Raw genomic sequence first — 21,084 nt, forward strand, 5'->3', positions numbered from 1 at the left:
AGCCCCTTCTCCGCGCGGAGAAAGGGCTTTTTTACTGACTACTAAACTAGGATTTTGCAGCCAGTACTACCAGTTTCTGGTTCACAAACTCTTTGATCCCCAAATCTGATAACTCGCGGCCGAAGCCCGAGCGTTTCACCCCACCAAACGGCAATTCTGGCGCGGTGTTGGACGGTGAATTGACATACAGCATGCCGGTTTCGATTTGCGTCGCCAGCTTACGGGCGCGTTTCATGTCTTTGGTAAACAGGGAACCGCCAAGGCCGTAGTTGGAGTCATTCGCCAATTTCACTAACTCTTCATCGTTTTTCACCACGTAAATCTGCGCCACCGGGCCGAAGAACTCTTCGAAATAGGCCGGATTGTCGCGGGTGATGTGAGTCAGAATGGTCGCTTCATAGAAGTTACCCGGATTGTTAGCCACGGCTTTACCGCCGACGTGGACTTTCGCACCGTTTTTCACCGCTTGATCCACCTGCTTGGTCAGGGTTTTCAGCGCGTCGGCTGAAGAGAGCGGGCCAAGGGTGGTGCTGCTGTCGAGCGGGTCACCGATCTTCAGCGCCTTGAAGTGTTCGGTGAATTTCTTCAGGAACTCATCGGCGACTTTCTCATGGATAATAAAGCGCTTAGCGGCGGTACACACCTGCCCGGCATTGGCCACGCGGGCCTGCGCACCGGCTTCGGCGGCATGGTCGATATCGGCATCTTCCAGTACGGCGAAGACGTCATTACCGCCCAGCTCCAAGGTCGATTTCTTCAGCTTGCTAGCCGCTTTGGCGGCTACCACGGCACCGGCTTTTTCCGAGCCGGTCAAGGCAACGCCCTGCACGCGGTCATCTTCAATGATATCGGCCACCTGATCCTGAGAAATAAACAGGTTGGTGTAAGCACCTTTTGGTGCCCCGGCTTCGCTGACCAATTTCTCAAAGGTTTCGGCACAGTGCGGAACAATACCGGCATGCTTGACGATGACGCTGTTACCGGCGGCCAGGTTCGGCGCCAACACGCGCATCAGCTGGTAGAATGGGAAGTTCCACGGCTCAACCGCCATGATAACCCCAATCGGGCTATGCTCGACCCAAGCTTCGCCCAGGCTGGACTTGTAGGGAACGGGCTTGAGGAACTCTTCGGCGTTGTCGGCGTAATACTTGGCAATCTCCGCGCAGAGCTTCACTTCATCGCGGCTTTGCTCAATCAGTTTACCCATCTCAACGCTGACGATTTTCGCCAGCTCTTCCACTCGGGAAGACATAATATCGGATAATTTATGCAGCACTTTCAGGCGTTGCTGCATATCCCCTTGACCCCATTCGGACTTATACAGGTCATGGGCTGCACTCAGCGTTTGTTCAACCTGCTGATCATTATGTGTTTGATATTCTTTGATAAGCTTGTTGTTGAAAGGATTAATCGTTTGATAAGGCATAAATAGCTCCTTGTTTATAACGCTTTTGCGAACGTAACTTAAGCCTAGTCGATAAAAACGCGTTTTGGGACGGGAGTCACCTTTGGCAACACTCTAGAATCGGCGGTTTTTGCGCCAAGCCCCACAGCCCGCGCCATGCCCGCCCTGAGGGCTGTCCTTCGGATAATTCGGCTTTACTTAACTTTGCAGCCACGGCATTGATAGACGCCATGAACTCTTTTTCAGCTCATATTCATCCCGCCAATCAACATTGATTGATAAAAACCGCGCTCACTTTTATGCTGGATTTCCTTTTTGATCTGACAGATAGCGAGAAGTCGATGAAGCTTGCTGCAATTCCGTTTTGCACCACCGACTGGAGCCAGATAGAGCCAACCGAGCACGCGGGAGAAACCGGCGTAGCCCTGTGGCGCACCCAGCATTTCGGCGATATTCGCGTGAGGATCGTCGAGTATTCGGCGGGCTATTTGGCGGACCACTGGTGTAGCAAGGGGCACGTGCTGTTTTGTCTCGAGGGCGAATTACAGACTCGTCTCGACGACGGCCGCACCTTCACCCTAACACCCGGCATGAGCTATCAGGTGGCGGATAACGCAGAGGCGCACCAATCCTCGACCGCGTTGGGCGCAAAGCTGTTTGTGGTTGACTGATTTTTCAGTCCTAACAACCCTTTAGATACTGTTTTTGAGGAGCTGTGGTGAGTAAATTACGCGTAGGCATCATTTTTGGCGGGAAATCGGCAGAGCACGAAGTCTCGTTGCAGTCGGCAAAGAATATTGTGGATGCCATAGATAAGCAGCGTTTTGACGTCACGCTGTTAGGCATTGATAAAACAGGCGAATGGCACATTAACGACGCCAGTAACTACTTGATCAATGCTGAAAATCCGTCACTGATTGCGCTGAATAAGTCCAACAATCAGGTGGCTCTGATCCCCGGCCAGACTGAAAACCAGCTGATTGAAACCCGCAGCGCCAGCGTGCTTTCCCAGCTGGATGTCATTTTCCCGATTGTGCACGGCACCTTGGGTGAAGATGGCTCGCTGCAAGGGCTGCTGCGCATGGCGAATATTCCCTTTGTCGGCTCTGGCGTGCTGGGGTCGGCGGTCAGTATGGACAAGGATGTGACCAAGCGCCTGCTGCGCGACGCGGGCCTCAATGTGGCACCTTTTGTCACCGTGACGCGCAGTAACCGCGCCAAGCAGACCTTTGAGAAAGTGGCGCAAGAGCTGGGGCTGCCGCTGTTCATCAAGCCTGCTAACCAAGGCTCTTCGGTAGGCGTCAGCAAGGTCAGCGATCAGGCTGGATATGCCCGCGCATTGGACTTGGCCTTTGATTTCGACCATAAAGTGCTGGTGGAGTCGGCCATTGTCGGGCGTGAAATCGAGTGTGCCGTGCTGGGTAACGCGCAGCCGCAGGCCAGCGTCTGTGGCGAAGTTATCCTGCACGATGAGTTCTACTCTTACGACACCAAATACATCAACGAGCAAGGCGCCTCGGTGGCGGTTCCGGCGGATTTATCCCCTGAAATCAATGATCGAATTCGCGCCATCGCCTTGCAGGCGTTTGAAGTCTTAGAGTGTCGCGGTATGGCGCGCGTGGACGTGTTCCTCACCCAGCAGGGCGAGGTGGTGATTAACGAAATCAACACATTGCCGGGATTCACCAATATCAGCATGTATCCAAAACTCTGGGCCGCCAGCGGCTTGGGCTATAGTGATTTGATCACCAAATTGCTGGAACTGGCTCTAGAACAGCACCAGCAAGACAGCCAGTTGAAAAGCTCCGCCAACTGATTGCGCTGTTAAACCTCCCCTGATGACCGGGGAGGTTTGCCCGACTTAGCGGCGATACTTCCACAAAATGCCAATCGCGGTGCCCAACCCCACCAGTGACATTACCTTTAGCGCCAAGATTGCTCCGCCATAATGAGTCAGCGCCGCCACCATCAGCGACGCCACGCCCGCCGCCACGAGCTGCCAGCGCCATGCCATGGCACTCGCCGAGGCCACGGTTTGCGCGTCAAACTCCCGCAAAATGCCGAAAGTCGCCAGCGCGAACACCACGTTGGAAGCAATGTGCGCGATAAAAATCATCGCCAAAGGCGCTAAAGTCCACGCGGACATGGGCGGGATCAGCAGATAGCTGGCGAGGAAAATCAGCAGGCAGGTCGCCAGCAGTCCGTTGTTCCCAGCGTATTGCCGCATTCGATTTGCCGGAAGCAGTAACGGGCCGCATAGCTGGCCCAGACTGCGGGCGAACAATAGCGGCAGCGCGAAACCGGTAGCTTCATCGGGCTTAATCTGCTGGGCCAGCGCGGGCAGCAGAGACATCGCTGGCGTGCCGACGGTAGCCAGCATCGGCAGCATTAGCAGGCTGCGCCGTTGCAGCGGCGAGAGCGCCCGCCAGCTGACTTTCCCCGTGGCGCTTGTTGAGGCATCGGCCTCAGTTTCATCAGACGTCGGCACAAAGCGCCGCGCAGCCAGCAGAAGCAGGACCGCCGAGGCGATAAAGCTCAGGGCGTCGAGCAGCAACATCCCTCCGGCATTGATCAGCGGGAAAATCAGCACCCCCACGCCAACGCCTAGCAGCACCTGTGCCGCGAAGATCAGCGTCTCCATGCAGGTGGCGGCGGGTAATTCTTCACTTTTCAACCCGCGTTTAAATACCAGCGACAGGGCCGGAAAGGTGACGCCGCTAATCACTGCGCTACAGGCCTGCACCGCCAGCAGCCCGACCGAATGTTGCGCCAGCAGGCTATACAGCGGAAAGACCAAGGAGAGCAGCCCCAGCGCTTCGGCCAGCAGCAGCATGGCAAAAGGTGAGTAGCGTTGGCAGAGGCGTTCACCCAGCAGACTGCCTAAAAATCCGGGCAGGGTGGCGAGCACGTAGGCAAAAATCAGGGTGGTGGCAGAGGCGCGCCATTGTAAAAGCTGGCCGAAAACCACCACTTGGGTCAGGCCGTTGCCGAGAGAGGAAAGAATAAAGGCGTAGCCGAGCAGTCTCAGCCACGAATGGCGGCGCAGCGCGCTCACCAGGGCACTCAGTAGAGTCGTCATGTAAAAGCATTCTCATAAGAAACAGGTTATGCGCGCGGCCTAAAAGGCAGCACGAAGAAAAAAGCTGTTAGTTATGAGGCTGTTCTACATTGGCGGAACCCGTAAAGGAGAGGAGGGAATAAATATAGTAGCAGAAAGCAAAAAGGCAGAAATCAGATTCTGCCTTTTCCATTTTTACCGCCGGTCTTAGCCATACTTTCTGGCAAAATCTTCATCCGACATGCAGAGATAAATAATAAATTCTACAAATGCGACGATCGAAGGAATAAAGGTCCAGCAGAAGAGTAAGTACAGGAAACCTTGCCCGATTTTACCCAAATAGAACTTATGTACCCCAAAGGCACCGAGGAAAAAGGCCAGCAAGGCCGCCGCGATGCGGTTCTTCGAACCCGGCACGCTGTTGGTTGCGCCACAGTGAGGGCAGTTTCTGGCAGTTTCGTGGATCTCTTTGCCGCAGCCTCTACAAAAAACCATATTAGACATCGTTATTTCATCCCATGAAAATTCTTATAAATTGTGCAGCAGCATTATAGAGGCTGTTGATAGCGGCGATATAGCCTTTCTCTAAACGAGGGATGAAAATAATTACTTTAGCGGGGGATGGGCGAGAGGCAGGCATGAAAAAGGCGGCCAAAGCCGCCTCTTCTTCATATTTCTACTGCTTAACGCTTACTTGTACAACTCAGCCGTGCCGTAAGTGTGGTTATCGCCGTCACCGGAAGTGAAGATGATGCGATAAGCACTTGCCCCGCGGGCCTGGGCTTCATTAGCGAGTTCACTCTTCAGGCCAGATAAGTCGGTACCAGCCTGTGCGCTAATCACCCCGATGGACTGCGAGTTAGCGGGTGCAGATTGCACCTGAGTCGCCGCCAGCGTGGTAAAAGAGGCCGTTGCCAGTGCGATGGCTGCCAGAGTCTTTGTCAGGTTTTTCATGATGTCTTGCCCTCAGTCGTCGTATAGCTGCGACGATTATTTGTACAGCTCAGCAGTCCCGTACAGGCGGTTGTCGCCGGATGCGGAGATGATGCGATAAGAGGTAGCACCATTAGCTTCTGCTTTGGCGGCCAGTTTATTTTCCAGACTAGACAGGTTAGTGCCGGCCTGTGCGCTGATCACGCCGATTGGCTGTGAGTTAGCAGGAGCAGACTGAACCTGGGTGGCGGCCATGGTGGTGAAAGAAGCCGTTGCCAGTGCGATGGCTGCGAGGGTCATTGTCAGGTTTTTCATAATATATTGTCCTATTGATTCGTCGTTTATCAGACTTTGTTAGCTGGGCGCTCTTCGCGCGCTCTTTCTGGGCAACAAAGCCACTCTTCTGTCCGTTCGGTACCCTTTAAAACTCAATACTTCAGGACTTATTTGTACAGCTCGGCAGTCCCGTACAGGCGGTTGTCGCCGGAAGCGGAGATGATGCGATAAGAGGTTGCACCATTAGCTTCTGCTTTAGCGGCCAGCTGGTGTTCCAGGCTAGACAAGTTGGTACCGGCCTGCGCGCTAACTACGCCGATTGACTGGGCGTTAGTTGGAGCAGACTGAACCTGAGTCGCAGCCAGAGTGGAGAAAGAAGCCGTGGCCAGTGCGATGGCAGCAAGAGTCATTGTTACGTTTTTCATGATAAGTACCTTTAATTATGAATCATTATTATTAATCGTTAACTAATTTAGTGCGATAACGCTTTAAAAGCGGCTCGCTGTTATTTGTACAGCTCGGCAGTACCGTGCAGGTAGTTGTCACCAGAAGCACCGATGATGCGGTAAGAGCTGGCACCTGCTTCAGTGGCTTTGGCATTCAGTTCACGCTGCAAGCTAGACAGGTCATTGCTTGAGTTCGCGCTGATCACGCCAATTTTTTCTTGGTTAGCCGGAGCTGAATCAACCAGCGTTGCCGCCATGGAAGAGAAAGATACGGTAGCCAGAGCCAGTGCTGCGATAGTCATTTTTACGTTTTTCATGATGTTAGTTCCTTATCTCTATTTGTTTATCGTGCTGTCGAAAGTCTTTATGATTTGGTCAACGTTATTAATTAACGTTCGATAATTAAATGTTAGTCGTTGACAGAATCTTGTGCAACTTATTTTTTTAATAATCGTTAACTAAAAGTGCTGTGAGCCAGATCACGTTAACAAGAGGGATATGTATCTCAATTGTTAAATCTTCACGGCAAGTTAATTAATTAACGGTCGATAACTAAATGCTAGTGGGTTTTTATGACACAAGCAAGAATTATTTAATGAGTGATAACTTAATGGTTGGAGTGAAGGGCGAAGGATGGTAAAACCGTTGGGTGGTTTTCAGAAGTCTCGCTCTGCTGAGAATCAGAAAGGCGACCTTTATGTCGCCTTTCTATTACATCCCCTTTCTGCGTTGGCGTCTAAAGCGACGGTGCAATAAGGGGTCAGGTGATCACCTAGTAATAAACGGGAGGGTGATTGCCTGAGCCCGCTGGGGCAGGTGGCATGGTTGGAGAAGTTGGAATGCGCTGTTGTGACGATTTGCCGTTGACGAAGCGGGCAGGGTGACAAAAGTTACTGTCCCCAGTCACATTGACCATGGCAACTTCCTGACTCTGTGTTGGCATCATGATAACCTGCTGTGCGGCGACATTGGCAACCGGGGCAGCGGTTAAAGCCATAACGGCAAGAAGGATTTTTAAAGCACGCATGATGGTTTGTCCTGAGATTCTAGATGCTAAGAGTGATTTACTTATCGCTCGATAATTAAATAATAATCTCTGCTGGACTTGTGCGCAACTATTTTTAATAATGATCGTTAAATTATTCTGATAACCAGAACCAATAAGGTGATGGAAGGAGGGTGTATGAGCACTGAACACACGGCTTTGGTCCGGAAAAGTCGCGGTCGCCCAAAACAGTTCGATCGTGGAACTGCTCTGAGCAAGGCCCTGAATTTATTCTGGCGTCATGGCTACGAGGCCACTTCTTTAGCGGACTTGGTCGAAGCCACGGGTGCGAAAGCTCCTACCTTATATGCCGAGTTCGGCAATAAAGAGGGGTTATTCCGCGCGGCCGTTGAACACTATCTGGCAACCTTTTACGAAAAGAGTTTCTGTCTGCTGAGCAGAACAGATTTGTCCGTTGAACAGGCTATCGAACAGTATCTGCGCACCACGGCAGAGATGTTCACCGACTGCGATACGCCGAGCGGCTGCTTTATGGTTAGCGCCTCATCCGGCATGTCTTCCTCTTCGCAAGACATCGCGGAAATGCTGCGCAACCGCCACTTGTCGCAGGAACGCACTTTGTTTGAGTACTTCGAAAAGAAAAAACTCAGCAACGAGCTTCCACAAACGACTGACAGCGCGCTGTTGGCGAAATATCTGGCATGTACCGTTCAGGGGATGTCAGTACAGGCCCGCGATGGGGCCAGCACCGAGCAGCTTAATCGCTTGATTGATATGGTCATTCATCTGTGGCCAGAGCTGAATAAAGCCACGGCGGCGAAACCTCTGGCTCACTAAGCTCGATAGCCACGCCGTTATGCTATAAACCAACACGCCAGACGCCGAGATTCGGGTCTGGCGTTATTTTTTCCCGCTGGTTGCCTGCTGTTTACTCAATTTCGCCTCTGTTTTCCCCGCTATCACAAGGATTTTTGGGACTTTTGCCCGTTATCCTCACTTGCTAATCGTTCTACACTGACTGGAAAGCGACTCAGACGCTTCAAATCCTATTGAGGCCCACCGTTGAGGTTTTATGCGCCAGTCAGACATTCTCGTCGAAGTCAGTAACGACAAACAAACCCTGACCGCGCTGGTCGAGCAGGATGACCGCGTGGCTTATCTCTATATTTACGCCCGCGAAGATTTACGCGATCGCTTCCCGCGCATGCGCGCCTGCTGGATCCGCAATCTTTCTCCCGCCCCGCAGCACGACGACCATGCCGCCATGGAGAGCGGGAAGGCGCCGATGCTCGCCGCGCAGTATTGCCGCAGCCTGGAGGCAGAAGCACCGCTGGATCCGGCACAAATTCAAATTTTATGGAATGAAAGCGACGACGGCGCGGCCCTCTGGTATCAAGGGTTGCTGCTGGCGGTGATCCCCGGCTGGAGCCTGTATATCGACCATTCGGTCTGCTATTCGGCGGGCTGTATCAAGCAAAACCCGCTGACTTTCCCATTGGGATCGGCGTCGACCAATACGCAATATGAGTTGGCCGACAAGACGCGCCAATTCTGGCGCGACTGGCAGCAGGAAGAGCACAACCCGTGGCCGAAAATTCAGCGTAAATTCCTCGCCAGCTATGAGGAGCGCTTCGGGCCATCGGTGAAATATTACGGCATTGATCAGGGCAACTGGCCGCCAATGGCCATTTCCCAGCACGAGGATGAGGAGAATTACTACTTCTTCACGCTGGGCATGAGCATCCGCCCAATGCCGCAAATCGACATTATTTTCAATGACGAAGCCCGCGAACACCGGCGCATCGAGCTGGCTTTCGCCGTCGGCAAAGAGTACGTCACGGAAGAGAACGCGGTGCAGATGGCCAGCGCGCTTTCTGGCTATGCGCAACTGCCTTGGACCACGCTGAGCTGGCTGGGTGAAGGGCACACGCTGATTTCGCCGATGGCACCGCTGGGCTACGAGGGGCACGTGGTCTCTTCCGCGCTCTGTTCGCCTTCCAGCAAAATGACCCTGCCAGATAACTATGGTGACCCGGTAAACCAGTTCTGGATCAGCCCGATTTTCACCGCCGAACGGGAGTTTGCGCTTTCCCGCCCCAATGGCGGATACGATTTGGTGGCGGCGATGATTGAGCAGGGGGCGCGTCACGTCTTTGCACCGCGTTCACCGGTGATGGGATAAATAATTAAATCTATCTAGCTGTTTTATATCGTTTAAATTTTGATGCTGTTGTGCCATCGGTGCTACTACCCTGATCGAATGCATCAAAAAAGGTTGTAGGAGAAGATGACTTTGCCGCCGGAGAAGGCCCCGGCGTAAACGTTCTTACCTACATAAAAAAGGATATAAAACATGGCTACTTTATATACCCCTTATATTGATGTGTCCCTGAATGCGCTGTGGAGTGACTGGCAGAATTACCCTAACGGTCGCCCAAACCCGCTTTACTCTCAACAGGCTATTTCTTACGGCGTTGACGGTCTGGTGCTGGGCTTCCTGACACTTTCCCCGTCGAATAAAGCCTGCTGGGCCGCCTCCGACGCCATGCCGCTGGAATGGGCGCTGCCGCTGGCAAACGACCTGAACGCGGCAAACCGTCAGGTAATTGTCTCCTTCGGCGGCGCGTCCAACGCCGATATCTCCACCAAGTTCACTGTTGACCAACTGGTACAGACTTACACCGACGTGGTACAGAAGTTTAAAGCCAAACAGCTGGACTTCGACTTGGAAAACGGTCAATACGACTACGGTAAAATCAGCTCAGCCCTGGCGATTTTCCAGAAGAGCAACCCATCGGTTCGCATCAGCTTTACACTGCCAACCATGCCAGCAGGTTTGGTGACTGAAGGTCTGAACATCATTCAGAGCGCCAAAAATGCCGGTGTGAAGTTCAGCGTAAACGGTATGGCGATGGACTATAACGACGGCGTTTCCAGCCAAGATATGGGTAAAGCAGCGACCAACGCGGCAACCAGCATCAAAACTCAGCTGGGCAAACTCTATCCGGGCCAGACTGACGCGCAGCTCTACCCACTGGTAGCCATCACCCCGATGATCGGTCTAAACGACGACACCACCGAGATGTTCAAACTGCCAGACGCGACCACGGTTGCCGCTTTCGCCAAGCAGAAGAACATGGCGTTTATCGGTAGCTGGTCGTTTAACCGCGACAACCCATCGAGCTACACCTACGTTGATTTGCAGACCAGCAGTAACCCGGCGCAGAAAGCCTCAGGTGATTATGCGAAGACGTTCTTAGCGGGTATTCGCTAAGGGGAAATAGTGGGCAGGGAGGCCCACAGCTCCTGTTTAGAACTTCAACTTCAAGGTCAAAACCGTGGGCTCGCCGCCCACATTTAGGTCTTTAAATTCAAAACCGTGGGCTCGCCGCCCACACTGGCCCAAAGGGTTTTAAACGAAACCCTTTGGAATCCTGCGTTTTTTTGCTGTTGTAAGATCGAGGCTTCGCAGGGTTGGGATGGACATGTTCCAGCCGCTTCTGTGTTCGCCACGAAATGCCGCCGCTTAGGCGGTGCCCTCACTGCGGGATTCCAACCCGCGTAAAAACACACGCGGTTTTCCACCTCTTGCTCGGCGTCATTTCTGAACTTGGCCTACTGGCATTTACCCCGTGCCGTTTCAGTGGAGTGCTGTCTTGCTCCTCCCCCTGAAAAGGGGAGGGATAAAACTAAAAGCTGCCCCCTAAAAATCTTCTGCATCAACATCATACCCTGAGGGTTCCCAGCGAATCGCCGTCAACACGATAAGCCCTGCCAGCGGCGCTAATGCGATCACCCAGAATACGCCGGTGCCGAGGGCGGCGGCTAATACTGGGAACAGGAACAGCGAAACCGTTGAGCTGCCGCGCATTAACGTTTGGTTGAAGCCTACGCCCATGCCGCGTAGCGAGGTCGGGTAGCTCAGGGAGGCGAAGGTCATGGTGTGGGAGCCGGGGCCGAAACCTTGGCCGAACAGGAATAGCGCCAACATGCCGATGGAAATCGCGGCTTCTGCGCCGTCGGTTGGGCGACCAATGGCGGCGAGGACCACCAGAGCGATCAGCTGACAGGCATATCCGGCGACGGTCATCTTCCATGCGCCGAACTTCGACACATAGCGCACCGCAATCAGCCCGCCGACAAAGGCAAACAGCAGATTAAGCGCCAGCGACACCAGGATGGTGCTGATCATCGACTGAGCCAAAAACGTCGATAGGATCACCGGCAGGCCGAAGGCCACGGCGTTATAGGCGAAGGAGGAGGCCACGGCGGTCACCGTCGCCAGCACGGTGCGGCGCAGATAAACCCCTTGCAGCAGCGTGCCGTAGTTGCGCCACGCGGCTTTGCGCACTTTTACCGCCGGTTTCAGATCGGCCTCGTCGGCCACCACGGCATTAATATTGTATGACTTACGCAAAATCGCGGCGGCACCTTGCAGGTCGCCCTGATTGGCGGCCCACACCGGCGACTCATTCATATAACGATGGCGGATGGCGATGATCAGCAGAGCCGGAACCGCGCCGAAGCCGAGGATTAAACGCCACAGCCAGTCGGTGTGCGTGGCAGGCAATACCGCGTAAAGCAGCAGTACGAGCAGATAGGAGATGCTGATGGCGGCGTACCACGTCGGGCACCACATCGCCACGCGCGAGGCTTTATTGCCGCGCCCGGACAGCTTGGAGAACTCAGCTAAAAACGCCATCGCCACCGGCAAATCAATGCCGACCCCAAGTCCCATCACAAAGCGTGACCCGCCCAGCACCCACTCGTTTGGGGCAAATGCACAGGCCAGCGCGGCAAAGACGAAGAAGAACATGTCGGCCATAAACACCCGGTAACGGCCAATTTTGTCGGTGAGATAGCCGCCGAACAGCGCGCCGATGATCGCCCCGAAGGTGATTGCGGAAGCCACCATGCCGGTACCCGACGGCGTCAGGCTAAATTCGCGCGTGATGTCTTTAATGCCGAAGGCCAGCGCGCCGAGGTCATAGGCGTCGAGGAAAACGCCGCCGAGTGCGATAGCAATCACGATGCGTGCGTCGCTGAGCTTCGCGGCCCCACGGTTGACGAGCTGGGTGATATCGGCGGCGGAGCGGATTAAAACCGGCGCGTCGCTGGAGGATGAACTGACTGAACCTGTATTCCCTGAACCGGCGGGAGCCGCCGCAAATGAATCTGACATAATTATTTTTACGCTTTTAGACAAAAAATCAGCATAGAAGGGGGGTGACCTCAGTCACAACTGATTTTTATTCATGAGGTAAATGAAATAGTTATAACTTAAAACATTTTCATCTGAGAGGAGGGGCGCGTCGGCTAGGCTAGCCCTGTTACTTTAGGCGCTGAGTGGCAAAGCTTTTCGCAAATAAGCATTTTACTCAAAAATCCAGCCTTGGTGTGATGACCCGCCATTTTGTCCGAATTGGCAAAATTGAACTATTCTTTATCACACCGTATGTGTATACGAATTAATGTTGTTGGTGATATCAAAGCCTTAACATAAAAGTAACCCGATAAGAGGAAATAAGATGGCTTTCATGACAGGACGTGGGCGAGTGCGGGCAATAGCGGCAGCAGCGACGTTGGCAATGGTTTCTACTTTTAGTCTTTCTGCGCAAGCCGCAGACAGCGTGCGCGTCGGCTCGAAAATCGATACCGAAGGCTCGCTGCTGGGCAATCTGATTGTGCAGGTGCTGGAAGCCCACGGCATCAAGACCACCAATAAACTGCAGCTGGGGACCACCAAAGTGGTGCGCGGCGCGATCACCGCCGGCGAAATCGATATCTACCCTGAGTACACCGGCAACGGCGCTTTCTTCTTCTCTGATGAGAAAGACCCGGCGTGGAAAGATGCCAAGGCCGGTTTCGAGAAAGTGAAAAAGCTCGACTATGACCAGAACAAAATCGTCTGGCTGGATGCTTCCCCTGCCAACAACACCTGGACTATCGCGGTGCGTGACGACCTCGCCAGTGCGCATAACCTGAAAAGCCTTGAAGATTTGGGCAAGTGGATTAAAAGCGGCGGCGACTTCAAACTGGCGGCCTCTGCCGAGTTCATCGAGCGCCCGGATGCTTTACCGGCGTTTGAAAATGCTTACGACTTTAAGCTGAAACAGAACCAGCTGCTTTCGCTGGCGGGCGGGGATACCGCAGTGACCATCAAGGCGGCGGCGGAAAAAACCTCTGGCGTGAACGCGGCGATGGCGTACGGCACCGACGGCCCGGTTGCGGCATTGGGTCTGGTAACGCTGACTGACCCGAAAGGGGTGCAACCGATTTACGCTCCGGCACCGATCATTCGTGAATCCGTGCTGAAGGCGCATCCCAACATTCCAGAACTGTTGAAGCCGGTCTTCGCCTCCCTCGATGGCCCGACGCTGCAAAAGCTGAATGCCAAAATCGCGGTTGACGGTCAAGATGCCAAAAAAGTGGCCGCGAAATACCTGCAAGACAAAGGTTTCGTCAAAAAATGATCCTTGCCATATCGGTGAGGAGATAACTCAAGCCCGCCCGGTTCGCCGCGCGGGCTGAACTTTTTAGATTTAGGTGACTTTTTTGACCCGGGACTTCGTTAAAAATCGCGTACTACTGACGCTGGTTATTCTGATTGTTGCCGCCGGAAGCGGCCTGGCCTTTCTGAGCCATGCCCCGAACCGACTGGTGTCTGGCAAAGGGATCTCCCTCGCCAGCCTGCTCGACGGGCAGAGCCTGTGGCTGCTGCTGCCGGTGCTGCTCCTGCTACTGCTCTCCTTCTTTACCCCTTCGCGCCGCAACATGATTGTGGTGATGCTGCTGGCGGAAATCTTGCTGTTTGGCCTGACGGCGTTGACCGGCCACGCGGCTATTGCGCTGACCGGCGGAGATGAAGATAGCGTGGCGAGAACCTCGCTCGGCGGGGCATTCTGGGCCAGCGCGGCGCTCTCACTGCTCATCGCCTCTGATGCCATTTCCCGCATTACCAAGAGTCCGACGTGGCGCATCCTGCTCAACGTGCAGGTGGTTATTCCGGTGATTGCGCTGATTGTCACCGGCCAGCTGAGCGAACTGTCGCTGCTCAAAGAGTATGACAATCGCTCCGACGTGTTCAATGACGCGCTGTGGCAGCATCTCGGTATTCTGTTTGGCACGCTGGTTCCGGCCATTTTGCTCGGCCTGCCGCTGGGTATTATTTGCCATCGCTCGGCTCGCTGGCAGACGCCGATCCTCTCGGTGCTCAACATCATTCAAACGGTGCCTTCGATTGCGCTGTTTGGCCTGCTGCTGGCGCCCCTTGCCGGGCTGGCGAAGGCGCTGCCGTGGCTGGCGGAGCACGGTATCAGCGGCATCGGGCTGGCTCCGGCGATTATCGCGCTGGTGCTTTATTCGCTATTGCCGCTGGTGCGTAGCGTGATTGCCGGATTGGATTCGGTCTCTTCGGGCGTGATTGAGTCGGCACGCGGCATGGGGATGAACCGGCTACAGGTGTTTTACAAAGTACAAATTCCTATCGCGCTGCCGGTAATCCTGACCGGCATTCGCATCGTCGCGGTGCAAACCGTCGGCATGGCGGTGGTGGCCGCGCTGATTGGCGCAGGCGGCTTCGGCGCCATTATGTTCCAGGGGCTGCTGAGCAGCGCGCTGGACTTGGTGCTGCTCGGGGTGATCCCAGTGGTTCTAATGGCAGTCATCGTCGATGGCATCTTTAAATTCTTAGTCTCAATGTTGGAAACCTCACGCAGATGATTCATTTCAATCAGGTAAGCAAACACTTCGCCGGAAAAGCGGTGGTTCGGGATCTGACGCTGGAGATGTCCAAGGGCGAGTTTACGGTGCTGATTGGCACCTCCGGCTCGGGCAAATCCACGACACTGAAGATGATTAACCGTCTGGTGGAGCACGATCAGGGACAGATCACCTTTGCTGGTGAGCCTATCAGCCAGTTCCGCGCGCAGGATCTGCGCCGCCGTATGGGTTACGCCATTCAGTCAATCGGCCTGTTCCCGCACTGGACGGTGGAAGAGAATATCGCCACCGTGCCGCAACTGCTCAAATGGCCGAAGGCCAAAATTCGCGACCGCGTGACCGAGCTGATGGAGCTGCTGCATCTCGACCCAAACCAGTTCCGCCATCGCTACCCGCACCAGCTTTCTGGCGGCCAGCAGCAGCGCGTGGGCGTGGCTCGCGCACTGGCCTCTGACCCCGAAGTGCTGTTAATGGACGAACCTTTTGGCGCCCTTGACCCAGTCACTCGCGCCACTTTGCAGCAAGAAGTGGCGCGAATTCATCAGCTTACTAATCGCACCATTGTGCTGGTGACGCATGATATTGATGAAGCGCTGAGCCTGGCGGACCGCATTGTGTTGCTCAATGAAGGGCAGGTGATTCAGCAGGGCACGCCGCTGGAAATGCTCACCAAGCCCGCCACGCCGTTTGTGCGTGACTTCTTCGGGCGCAGCGACATGGGCATCAAGCTGCTCTCTTTAGGGCTGGTGGGCGAGCGCACCCGTCGCGGCGAAACCTTGCCAACTTCCCTTGAGCCGATTGCCGCCTCCATGACGCTGCGTGAAGCGCTGTCGGTCTTTGTCGCCCGCCACGTCGAGCAGCTGCCGGTGATTGATGACGCCGGGCAGCCGCTGGGCGTGCTGCACTTTGGCGATTTGGTGGCCGAAAGGAGTGAAGCATGACCTTGCGTTGGCTGAAAGATCCGCTGCCATGGGTGATCCTGCTGCTGGTCGCGCTGGTGTTCGGCATGACCTCGCTCGGCGGCTTATTCCACTGGATGTTTCCAGCGCTAGACCGCCCGGTGTATCTGCAAGAGAGCTTTGCCTCGCTGGTGCGTGCGCACTTGCTGCTGGTGGGCATCTCTAGCCTGATTGCCGTGGTGATTGGCGTGGCGGCGGGGATTGGCGTTACGCGCCACGCGGGTAAGGAGTTTCGCTCGCTGGTGGAAACCATTGTGGCGATGGGTCAGACGTTTCCGCCGGTTGCAGTATTAGCCGTGGCGGTGCCGGTGATGGGCTTTAGTGAGAAACCGGCGATTATCGCGCTGGTGCTGTACGGGCTGCTGCCTATCCTGCAAGGGACCATTGCCGGGATTGAGTCAGTCCCGGCTTCGGCGCGGGAAATCGCGCAGGGCGTCGGCATGAGCCGCTGGCAAATTCTGCGCAAGGTGGAGATCCCACTGGCGGCGCCGGTGATTGTCTCCGGTATTCGCACCTCGGTGATCATCAACATCGGCACCGCGGCGATTGCCTCAAGCGTCGGTACCCAGAGTCTCGGCTCGCCGATCGTGATTGGCCTGAGTGGGTTTAACACGGCCTATGTGTTGCAGGGGGCGATCATTGTCGCCTTGCTGGCGATCATTGTGGATATGGCTTTCGAACGCTGGAGCCGTCGCCTGCAATGCTGGCAGGTGACTCCGCCGCAGGAATAGCGCGGCAGAAAAGCGGGGGAGTTTTGAATCGAAACGCGTCTTAGGACGCGTTTTGTGTAGCTGGTGCAGGAACCACGGAAGGAGCGGAGCTGGTATCTGGCGCTTTATCTTCCTGAATCACCACTGCGTAACCTGCCACCATCACGCCGCCGATTGCGCCAATAGCCATCAGGCCGAACAGGGCGATAAGACATTTTTTGCCGAACGTATTCATTTGCGAACCTCTTAAATAATTGCCCGGAATTATAAGTCGTTTGCCCCCTCCTGCAACAGTCTATTGATGCGCTTGTTACCTCGCGGAGAGGTTTTCGGTGCAAACCGCGTGCTAAAGAAACTTTTTCGTAACATCTGGACGTAATAGCACATATTTACTTGCCGCTCTGCTGAGCAATAGCGTTAACTGTTCGCCTTCTAACTAATTCTAAAAAAGTACTTACCATGACCCGAACAGCCTTTCGCTCCCTGCTGCCTTTAATCGGTGCACTTTTCGCGTTGTATTTTATCTGGGGTTCGACCTATTTTGTCATTCGCATCGGCGTAGAGAGCTGGCCGCCGCTGATGATGGCCGGCCTGCGCTTTTTCATCGCGGGCTGCGTGATGTTCACCTTTTTGCTACTGCGCGGCTATAAGTTCCCGACGCTGAAACAGTGGCTGTCGGCGGGGGCCATCGGCATTCTGCTGCTGGCGGTGGGCAATGGCCTGGTGACCGTCGCCGAGCATTTGGACGTGCCCTCCGGCATTGCCGCCGTGATGGTCGCCACCGTGCCGCTTTTTACTTTATGTTTCAGCCGCCTGTGGGGGATGCCGAACAGCCGACTGGAGTGGACCGGCGTCGCCATCGGCCTGTTTGGCATTGTGTTGTTGAATACCGGCAGCAGCCTCGGCGGAAATCCCTGGGGCGCGGTACTGATTTTGATCGCCTCCATCAGCTGGGCTTTTGGCTCGGTATGGAGTTCACGCCTGACCTTGCCAACTGGCCTGATGGCCGGTGCCGCCGAGATGATTGTCGCGGGCGTCGTGCTGCTGGCCGCCAGCTATTTGAATGGCGAAAAGCTCGCTGCCACGCCGTCGCTGAGTGGTTTTCTGGCGCTTGGCTACCTGATGGTGTTCGGCTCGATGATTGCCATTAGCGCCTATATGTTCCTGCTGAAAACCGTCCGCCCGGCCATCGCCACCAGCTACGCCTACGTCAACCCCATCGTCGCCGTGCTGATAGGCATAAGCTTCGGCGGCGAATGGTTATCCCCAGTAGAGTGGGTCGCGCTGGTAGTGATTTTGTGCGCGGTGCTGTTGGTGACCCTTGGCAAGTTTGTGTTTGGGAGGAAACCGGCGGTGATTCATGAGGTTAAGACTAACCGGTGAGTCTTTAAATCTTCAAATTCTAGTTCAAAACCGTGGGCTCGCCGCCCACACTGGCCCAAAGGGTTTTAAACGAAACCCTTTGGAATCCTACGTTCTTTGCTGTTGGAAGATCGAGGCTGCGCAGGGTTGGAATGGACGTGTTTCAGCGGCCACGGTGATCGTCGCGAAGTGCCGCCGCTTAGGCGGTTCCCGAATTTCAGGCTTCGAGCCTTTGGTCTCGAACCGTTCATTCGGCGTCACTTCTGAACGCGACCTACTGGCATTTCAACCGTGCCGTTTCAGTGGGAGGCTGGGAGGGAGCAAGGCAAAACTAACTGAAACGGCTCGGTTTAGATGCCTCAAAACCGCGCTCAAAAATGGCGCTGAGCGAATGGTTCGAGACCAAAGGCTCGAGCCGAGCGAAGCGAGACAGCGTTGCGTAGCAACGACCCGAAGGGCGAGGCCAGAGGCCGAGTAATCCCGCAGCGAAGGCACCGCCTAAGCGGCGACATTTTGCGGTGGATAATTGAAGTACCTGAAACACGTCCGCCCAACGAGCGGAGCGCGCAGTAAAGAGCCGGGGAGTCTTGAGGGGCGCGGCGATAGGCGCCCCTCAAGGCCGGTGTGGCGGCAGCGCACGGTTTTGACTTTAAAAACGGTGTGGGCCGACGCCCACGACTTTGACCTTAAAGATGCAATTGAAAAGAAAGCGCACATGAGTCGCTCAACTCATTATTTCTTCTCAAAGAACAATGTCACCTTCGCCACTTCCACCCCAAACTTCTTCAGTGAAGTCACATTAAACAGATGCTTATCATCCTGCTGGAAAATCCAGTCGTCGAAGGTCAGGCGATAGGTGCTGCCGCTGGCTTTCACATCCATGACGTATTTCCAGTTGAAGGCGTTGCCTGCCGCGTGGCCGGTGGCGGTGCCGATGATATCGCCCGCGGTGCCGCTGTAGCTGCCATCGTCCAGTTTGCGGATATGCCAGACGCGGGTCTGCTTCTCGCCGTCGTCATAGACGAAATCTTCATGCAATGTCAGGGTAGGGCCGACCACGTCGCCGTGAATCTTCACCGAAAAGCGCCGAGTCTGCTTGTTGGTGTAGTCCTGCACCATCCCGTAAGCCACGCTGTCGCCCTGGAAATAGCTAAAGATATCCAGCTTGGGCTGGGCCTGCTGGTAATCCTTGATATCGGCGCTACAGCCGGCGAGAAAAATCAGGGTGAGCAGCATCAATCCTTTCAGAGCATTGCTTAATCTGAGCATGATAAATCCTCAAGGTTATGGCGTGGTGTCGCCAATCAGGTCTTTGCGTAAATCGGGATATTGCGTAGCGGGCGACAACCAAATGGCGAGAAAGGCGTCGCGAAAATCTGCGCTGAAATGCTCGCCAAGAGGCTCGGTCAACACGCTGTCGGGGGCGCGATAGTAAAACTGTCCGCCATCGGCATCCGCCAGAAAGGTGATTTGGCTGCCTTCGCTGACGTCAGGCCAGGTTTTTGCCACCTGTTCAGACCAGCCGTTGTGCTGCGCCCTGGGCAATAACCCGAGTTTTTCCCACTGCTCGCCCGTCGCTTTTACCAACTCTTCCCGACTTATGCTGCGCAGATATTCAATGCTCAGCGCCTGCGGCCACTGCGCCGCCTGATAATGGCCATTCGGCGTGCGCAGCTGCGAGTGATAAACGTCAAACGGCCCCCAGGTCAGGGTGGCGTGACCCACCTCCGGCCATGAGCTCCATGCAGGCGTGGCCTGCGCGGCGAACGCCATCAGCGACAGTAAACAGGCAAAAATCAGCTTCATGCGTGATCCTTTGAGAGGAGTAAAATCAAATCCACACTGAAAGCAGTCCTGCTCCCTCCCCTATTTAGGGGAGGGTTGGGGTGGGGTATTTCTCACATAAGCCACTGAGTTTTCTGCAATACCCCCTCCCAGCCTCCCCCTTTTCAGGGGGAGGAGCGAAAAAGATAATTATCGCCTCTCAACCGTCATCTGTACCGTGCTAATGGTCCTCGCCCTGAACCCCGCCTCGCAGTAGCAGAGATAAAACAGCCACAGGCGGCGGAAGCGATCGTCGCTGTCGGGGACGGTTTGGCCATTCCAATAATTGACCACCCGCTCGCGCCATTCGTGCAGGGTGCGGGCGTAGTCGGAGCCAATATCGAACAGATCGCGAACCACTAAGCCGGTGTGGCGCGTCATGGCCTCGCTCATGGCGGTGATCGACGGCAGGAAGCCGCCGGGGAAAACGTAGCGCTGGATAAAATCGACGTTGCGGCTGTAATACTTGTAGCGCTGGTCGGCGATGGTGATGGCCTGCAAGGCCATGCGACCCTGAGGTTTCAGCAGCTCGTTACAGCGTTTGAAGAAGGTTGGCAGGTAGCGTTTGCCAACGGCCTCGATCATTTCGATGGAAACCAGCTTGTCGTACTGCCCGCGCAGGGCGCGATAGTCCTCGAACAGCACGGTGACGCGGTCGCTCAATCCGGCCTGTTCAATGCGTTTCACCGCAAAATCGAACTGCTCGCGGGAAATGGTGGTAGTAGTAACCCGGCAGCCGTACTCGCGGGCGGCGAATTCGGCCATCGCCCCCCAGCCAGTGCCGATCTCCAATAAATGGTCTTCGGCACGCAGCTGTAATTGCTCACACAGGCGGCGCATTTTGGCCTGCTGCGCCTGTTCCAGCGTCATCTGCGGGTCTTGAAACCACGCCGACGAGTAGAGCATTTGGCTATCAAGGAAGCCCTGGTAGAACTCATTCCCCAAGTCGTAATGGGCCGAAATGTTCTTACGCGCCTGCTTGCGGCTGTTACTGCGCAGCAGGTGAATCAGGCCGTTGACCGGCGTACTTAACCAACTCAGGCGGGCTTCGATTTTATCCACCAGACCCAAGTTCTCAGCCAAGAGTTGCAAAACGGCAGTCAGGTTGGGCGTCGTCCAGTCGCCGTCGATAAAGCTCTCACCCGCCGCAATGCTGCCACCGAGCAAAACGCGGCGATAGGCGCGCAGCCGTTGCACTTCAATCACCCCTTGTAACGGCGAGTGCTCCTCGCCAAAGAACAGCGTCTGGCCGCCCGGCTCCTGAATAGTCAGGCCCGCGCCGCGTAGCTGTTTCAGCACGCTGAGGATCAAACCCCGCGCCGCTCGACTACGACGACTGTCTGCGCCCTCACGGGCAAGCTGCACATCTGGATGGCTCATGGG

The 21,084-nt window shown here is 55.1% G+C and carries 23 protein-coding genes and 1 other RNA gene; 11 read left to right on the forward strand and 13 right to left on the reverse strand.

Annotation, left to right across the window (positions count from 1 at the left end):
- Positions 1 to 46: 46 nt before the first annotated feature.
- A complete protein-coding gene (locus tag V2154_RS05800) occupies positions 47 to 1,426 on the reverse strand; it encodes an NAD-dependent succinate-semialdehyde dehydrogenase (protein ID WP_353501425.1) in 1,380 nt (459 codons plus the stop codon).
- Between the two features lie 320 nt (positions 1,427 to 1,746).
- Between V2154_RS05800 and V2154_RS05805 the strand changes: the two genes are divergently transcribed.
- Both V2154_RS05805 and ddlA read left to right on the forward strand, forming a co-directional pair.
- Complete coding sequence (locus V2154_RS05805) at positions 1,747 to 2,076, forward strand: DHCW motif cupin fold protein (protein WP_100937941.1); 330 nt, start codon at positions 1,747 to 1,749, stop codon at positions 2,074 to 2,076.
- A 47-nt stretch (positions 2,077 to 2,123) separates the two neighbouring features.
- A complete protein-coding gene (gene ddlA, locus V2154_RS05810) occupies positions 2,124 to 3,221 on the forward strand; it encodes a D-alanine--D-alanine ligase (RefSeq protein WP_353501426.1) in 1,098 nt (365 codons plus the stop codon).
- 45 nt (positions 3,222 to 3,266) lie between these two features.
- Here the strand turns inward: ddlA and V2154_RS05815 are convergent, their stop codons facing one another.
- The 7 genes from V2154_RS05815 to V2154_RS05845 form a co-directional block, all read right to left on the reverse strand.
- Positions 3,267 to 4,484: an MFS transporter gene (locus tag V2154_RS05815; protein ID WP_353501427.1), complete on the reverse strand. Its 1,218-nt coding sequence runs from the start codon at positions 4,482 to 4,484 to the stop codon at positions 3,267 to 3,269.
- Between the two features lie 186 nt (positions 4,485 to 4,670).
- Complete coding sequence (locus V2154_RS05820; RefSeq protein ID WP_353501428.1) at positions 4,671 to 4,967, reverse strand: TM2 domain-containing protein; 297 nt, start codon at positions 4,965 to 4,967, stop codon at positions 4,671 to 4,673.
- Between the two features lie 186 nt (positions 4,968 to 5,153).
- Complete coding sequence (gene bhsA / locus V2154_RS05825) at positions 5,154 to 5,417, reverse strand: multiple stress resistance protein BhsA (protein WP_353501429.1); 264 nt, start codon at positions 5,415 to 5,417, stop codon at positions 5,154 to 5,156.
- Positions 5,418 to 5,453: 36 nt separating this feature from the next.
- Entirely contained in the window at positions 5,454 to 5,711 is a 258-nt protein-coding gene (gene bhsA / locus V2154_RS05830; protein ID WP_353501430.1) for a multiple stress resistance protein BhsA, read from the reverse strand.
- 128 nt (positions 5,712 to 5,839) lie between these two features.
- Positions 5,840 to 6,097: a multiple stress resistance protein BhsA gene (gene bhsA, locus V2154_RS05835; protein WP_353501431.1), complete on the reverse strand. Its 258-nt coding sequence runs from the start codon at positions 6,095 to 6,097 to the stop codon at positions 5,840 to 5,842.
- An 80-nt stretch (positions 6,098 to 6,177) separates the two neighbouring features.
- Positions 6,178 to 6,435 (reverse strand): multiple stress resistance protein BhsA, encoded by a 258-nt coding sequence (gene bhsA, locus V2154_RS05840; RefSeq protein ID WP_353501432.1) that lies wholly within the window; start codon positions 6,433 to 6,435, stop codon positions 6,178 to 6,180.
- Between the two features lie 455 nt (positions 6,436 to 6,890).
- On the reverse strand, positions 6,891 to 7,145 hold the full coding sequence (locus V2154_RS05845) for a hypothetical protein (protein WP_353501433.1): 255 nt from the start codon (positions 7,143 to 7,145) through the stop codon (positions 6,891 to 6,893).
- Between the two features lie 156 nt (positions 7,146 to 7,301).
- Between V2154_RS05845 and V2154_RS05850 the strand changes: the two genes are divergently transcribed.
- The 3 genes from V2154_RS05850 to V2154_RS05860 all read left to right on the forward strand — a co-directional run bounded on the left by V2154_RS05850 (position 7,302) and on the right by V2154_RS05860 (position 10,398).
- Positions 7,302 to 7,961 carry a TetR/AcrR family transcriptional regulator gene (locus tag V2154_RS05850; protein WP_353501434.1) on the forward strand — a complete coding sequence of 220 codons (660 nt, stop codon included), beginning with the start codon at positions 7,302 to 7,304 and terminating at the stop codon, positions 7,959 to 7,961.
- A 235-nt stretch (positions 7,962 to 8,196) separates the two neighbouring features.
- Positions 8,197 to 9,306 carry a suppressor of fused domain protein gene (locus tag V2154_RS05855; protein WP_353501435.1) on the forward strand — a complete coding sequence of 370 codons (1,110 nt, stop codon included), beginning with the start codon at positions 8,197 to 8,199 and terminating at the stop codon, positions 9,304 to 9,306.
- 171 nt (positions 9,307 to 9,477) lie between these two features.
- Positions 9,478 to 10,398 (forward strand): chitinase, encoded by a 921-nt coding sequence (locus tag V2154_RS05860; RefSeq protein WP_353501436.1) that lies wholly within the window; start codon positions 9,478 to 9,480, stop codon positions 10,396 to 10,398.
- Positions 10,399 to 10,827: 429 nt separating this feature from the next.
- On the opposite strand, the gene V2154_RS05865 is transcribed toward V2154_RS05860, so the two are convergent.
- On the reverse strand, positions 10,828 to 12,306 hold the full coding sequence (locus V2154_RS05865) for an MFS transporter (protein WP_353501437.1): 1,479 nt from the start codon (positions 12,304 to 12,306) through the stop codon (positions 10,828 to 10,830).
- A 346-nt stretch (positions 12,307 to 12,652) separates the two neighbouring features.
- On the opposite strand from V2154_RS05865, the gene osmF reads away from it, so the two are divergent.
- From osmF to V2154_RS05885, 4 genes are all read left to right on the forward strand, one after another.
- On the forward strand, positions 12,653 to 13,597 hold the full coding sequence (gene osmF, locus V2154_RS05870; protein ID WP_353501438.1) for a glycine betaine ABC transporter substrate-binding protein OsmF: 945 nt from the start codon (positions 12,653 to 12,655) through the stop codon (positions 13,595 to 13,597).
- Between the two features lie 82 nt (positions 13,598 to 13,679).
- Entirely contained in the window at positions 13,680 to 14,846 is a 1,167-nt protein-coding gene (locus V2154_RS05875; protein ID WP_353501439.1) for an ABC transporter permease, read from the forward strand.
- The gene (locus tag V2154_RS05880; protein ID WP_353501440.1) at positions 14,843 to 15,787 is read left to right on the forward strand and encodes an ABC transporter ATP-binding protein; all 945 of its coding nucleotides are present in this window, start codon (positions 14,843 to 14,845) and stop codon (positions 15,785 to 15,787) included. The genes V2154_RS05875 and V2154_RS05880 overlap by 4 nt, the downstream gene beginning before the upstream one ends.
- Entirely contained in the window at positions 15,784 to 16,536 is a 753-nt protein-coding gene (locus V2154_RS05885) for an ABC transporter permease (protein WP_353501441.1), read from the forward strand. The genes V2154_RS05880 and V2154_RS05885 overlap by 4 nt, the downstream gene beginning before the upstream one ends.
- Positions 16,537 to 16,576: 40 nt before the next feature.
- On the opposite strand, the gene V2154_RS24905 is transcribed toward V2154_RS05885, so the two are convergent.
- Entirely contained in the window at positions 16,577 to 16,750 is a 174-nt protein-coding gene (locus V2154_RS24905; protein ID WP_185688239.1) for a YohO family small membrane protein, read from the reverse strand.
- A gap of 224 nt (positions 16,751 to 16,974) precedes the next feature.
- Between V2154_RS24905 and yedA the strand changes: the two genes are divergently transcribed.
- On the forward strand, positions 16,975 to 17,898 hold the full coding sequence (yedA, locus tag V2154_RS05895) for a drug/metabolite exporter YedA (protein ID WP_353501442.1): 924 nt from the start codon (positions 16,975 to 16,977) through the stop codon (positions 17,896 to 17,898).
- Between the two features lie 347 nt (positions 17,899 to 18,245).
- Positions 18,246 to 18,366: non-coding RNA, RtT sRNA (locus V2154_RS05900), on the forward strand.
- Positions 18,367 to 18,609: 243 nt separating this feature from the next.
- Here V2154_RS05900 and V2154_RS05905 read toward each other — a convergent pair.
- The 3 genes from V2154_RS05905 to V2154_RS05915 all read right to left on the reverse strand — a co-directional run bounded on the left by V2154_RS05905 (position 18,610) and on the right by V2154_RS05915 (position 21,081).
- Positions 18,610 to 19,146 carry a DUF3833 domain-containing protein gene (locus V2154_RS05905; RefSeq protein ID WP_353501443.1) on the reverse strand — a complete coding sequence of 179 codons (537 nt, stop codon included), beginning with the start codon at positions 19,144 to 19,146 and terminating at the stop codon, positions 18,610 to 18,612.
- 15 nt (positions 19,147 to 19,161) lie between these two features.
- Entirely contained in the window at positions 19,162 to 19,683 is a 522-nt protein-coding gene (locus V2154_RS05910) for a chalcone isomerase family protein (RefSeq protein WP_353501444.1), read from the reverse strand.
- Between the two features lie 168 nt (positions 19,684 to 19,851).
- Positions 19,852 to 21,081 carry a class I SAM-dependent methyltransferase gene (locus tag V2154_RS05915; protein ID WP_353501445.1) on the reverse strand — a complete coding sequence of 410 codons (1,230 nt, stop codon included), beginning with the start codon at positions 21,079 to 21,081 and terminating at the stop codon, positions 19,852 to 19,854.
- Positions 21,082 to 21,084 lie beyond the last annotated feature (3 nt).

The sequence above is a fragment of the Ewingella sp. CoE-038-23 genome (assembly GCF_040419245.1).
Taxonomy (GTDB): Bacteria; Pseudomonadota; Gammaproteobacteria; order Enterobacterales; family Enterobacteriaceae; genus Ewingella; species Ewingella allii.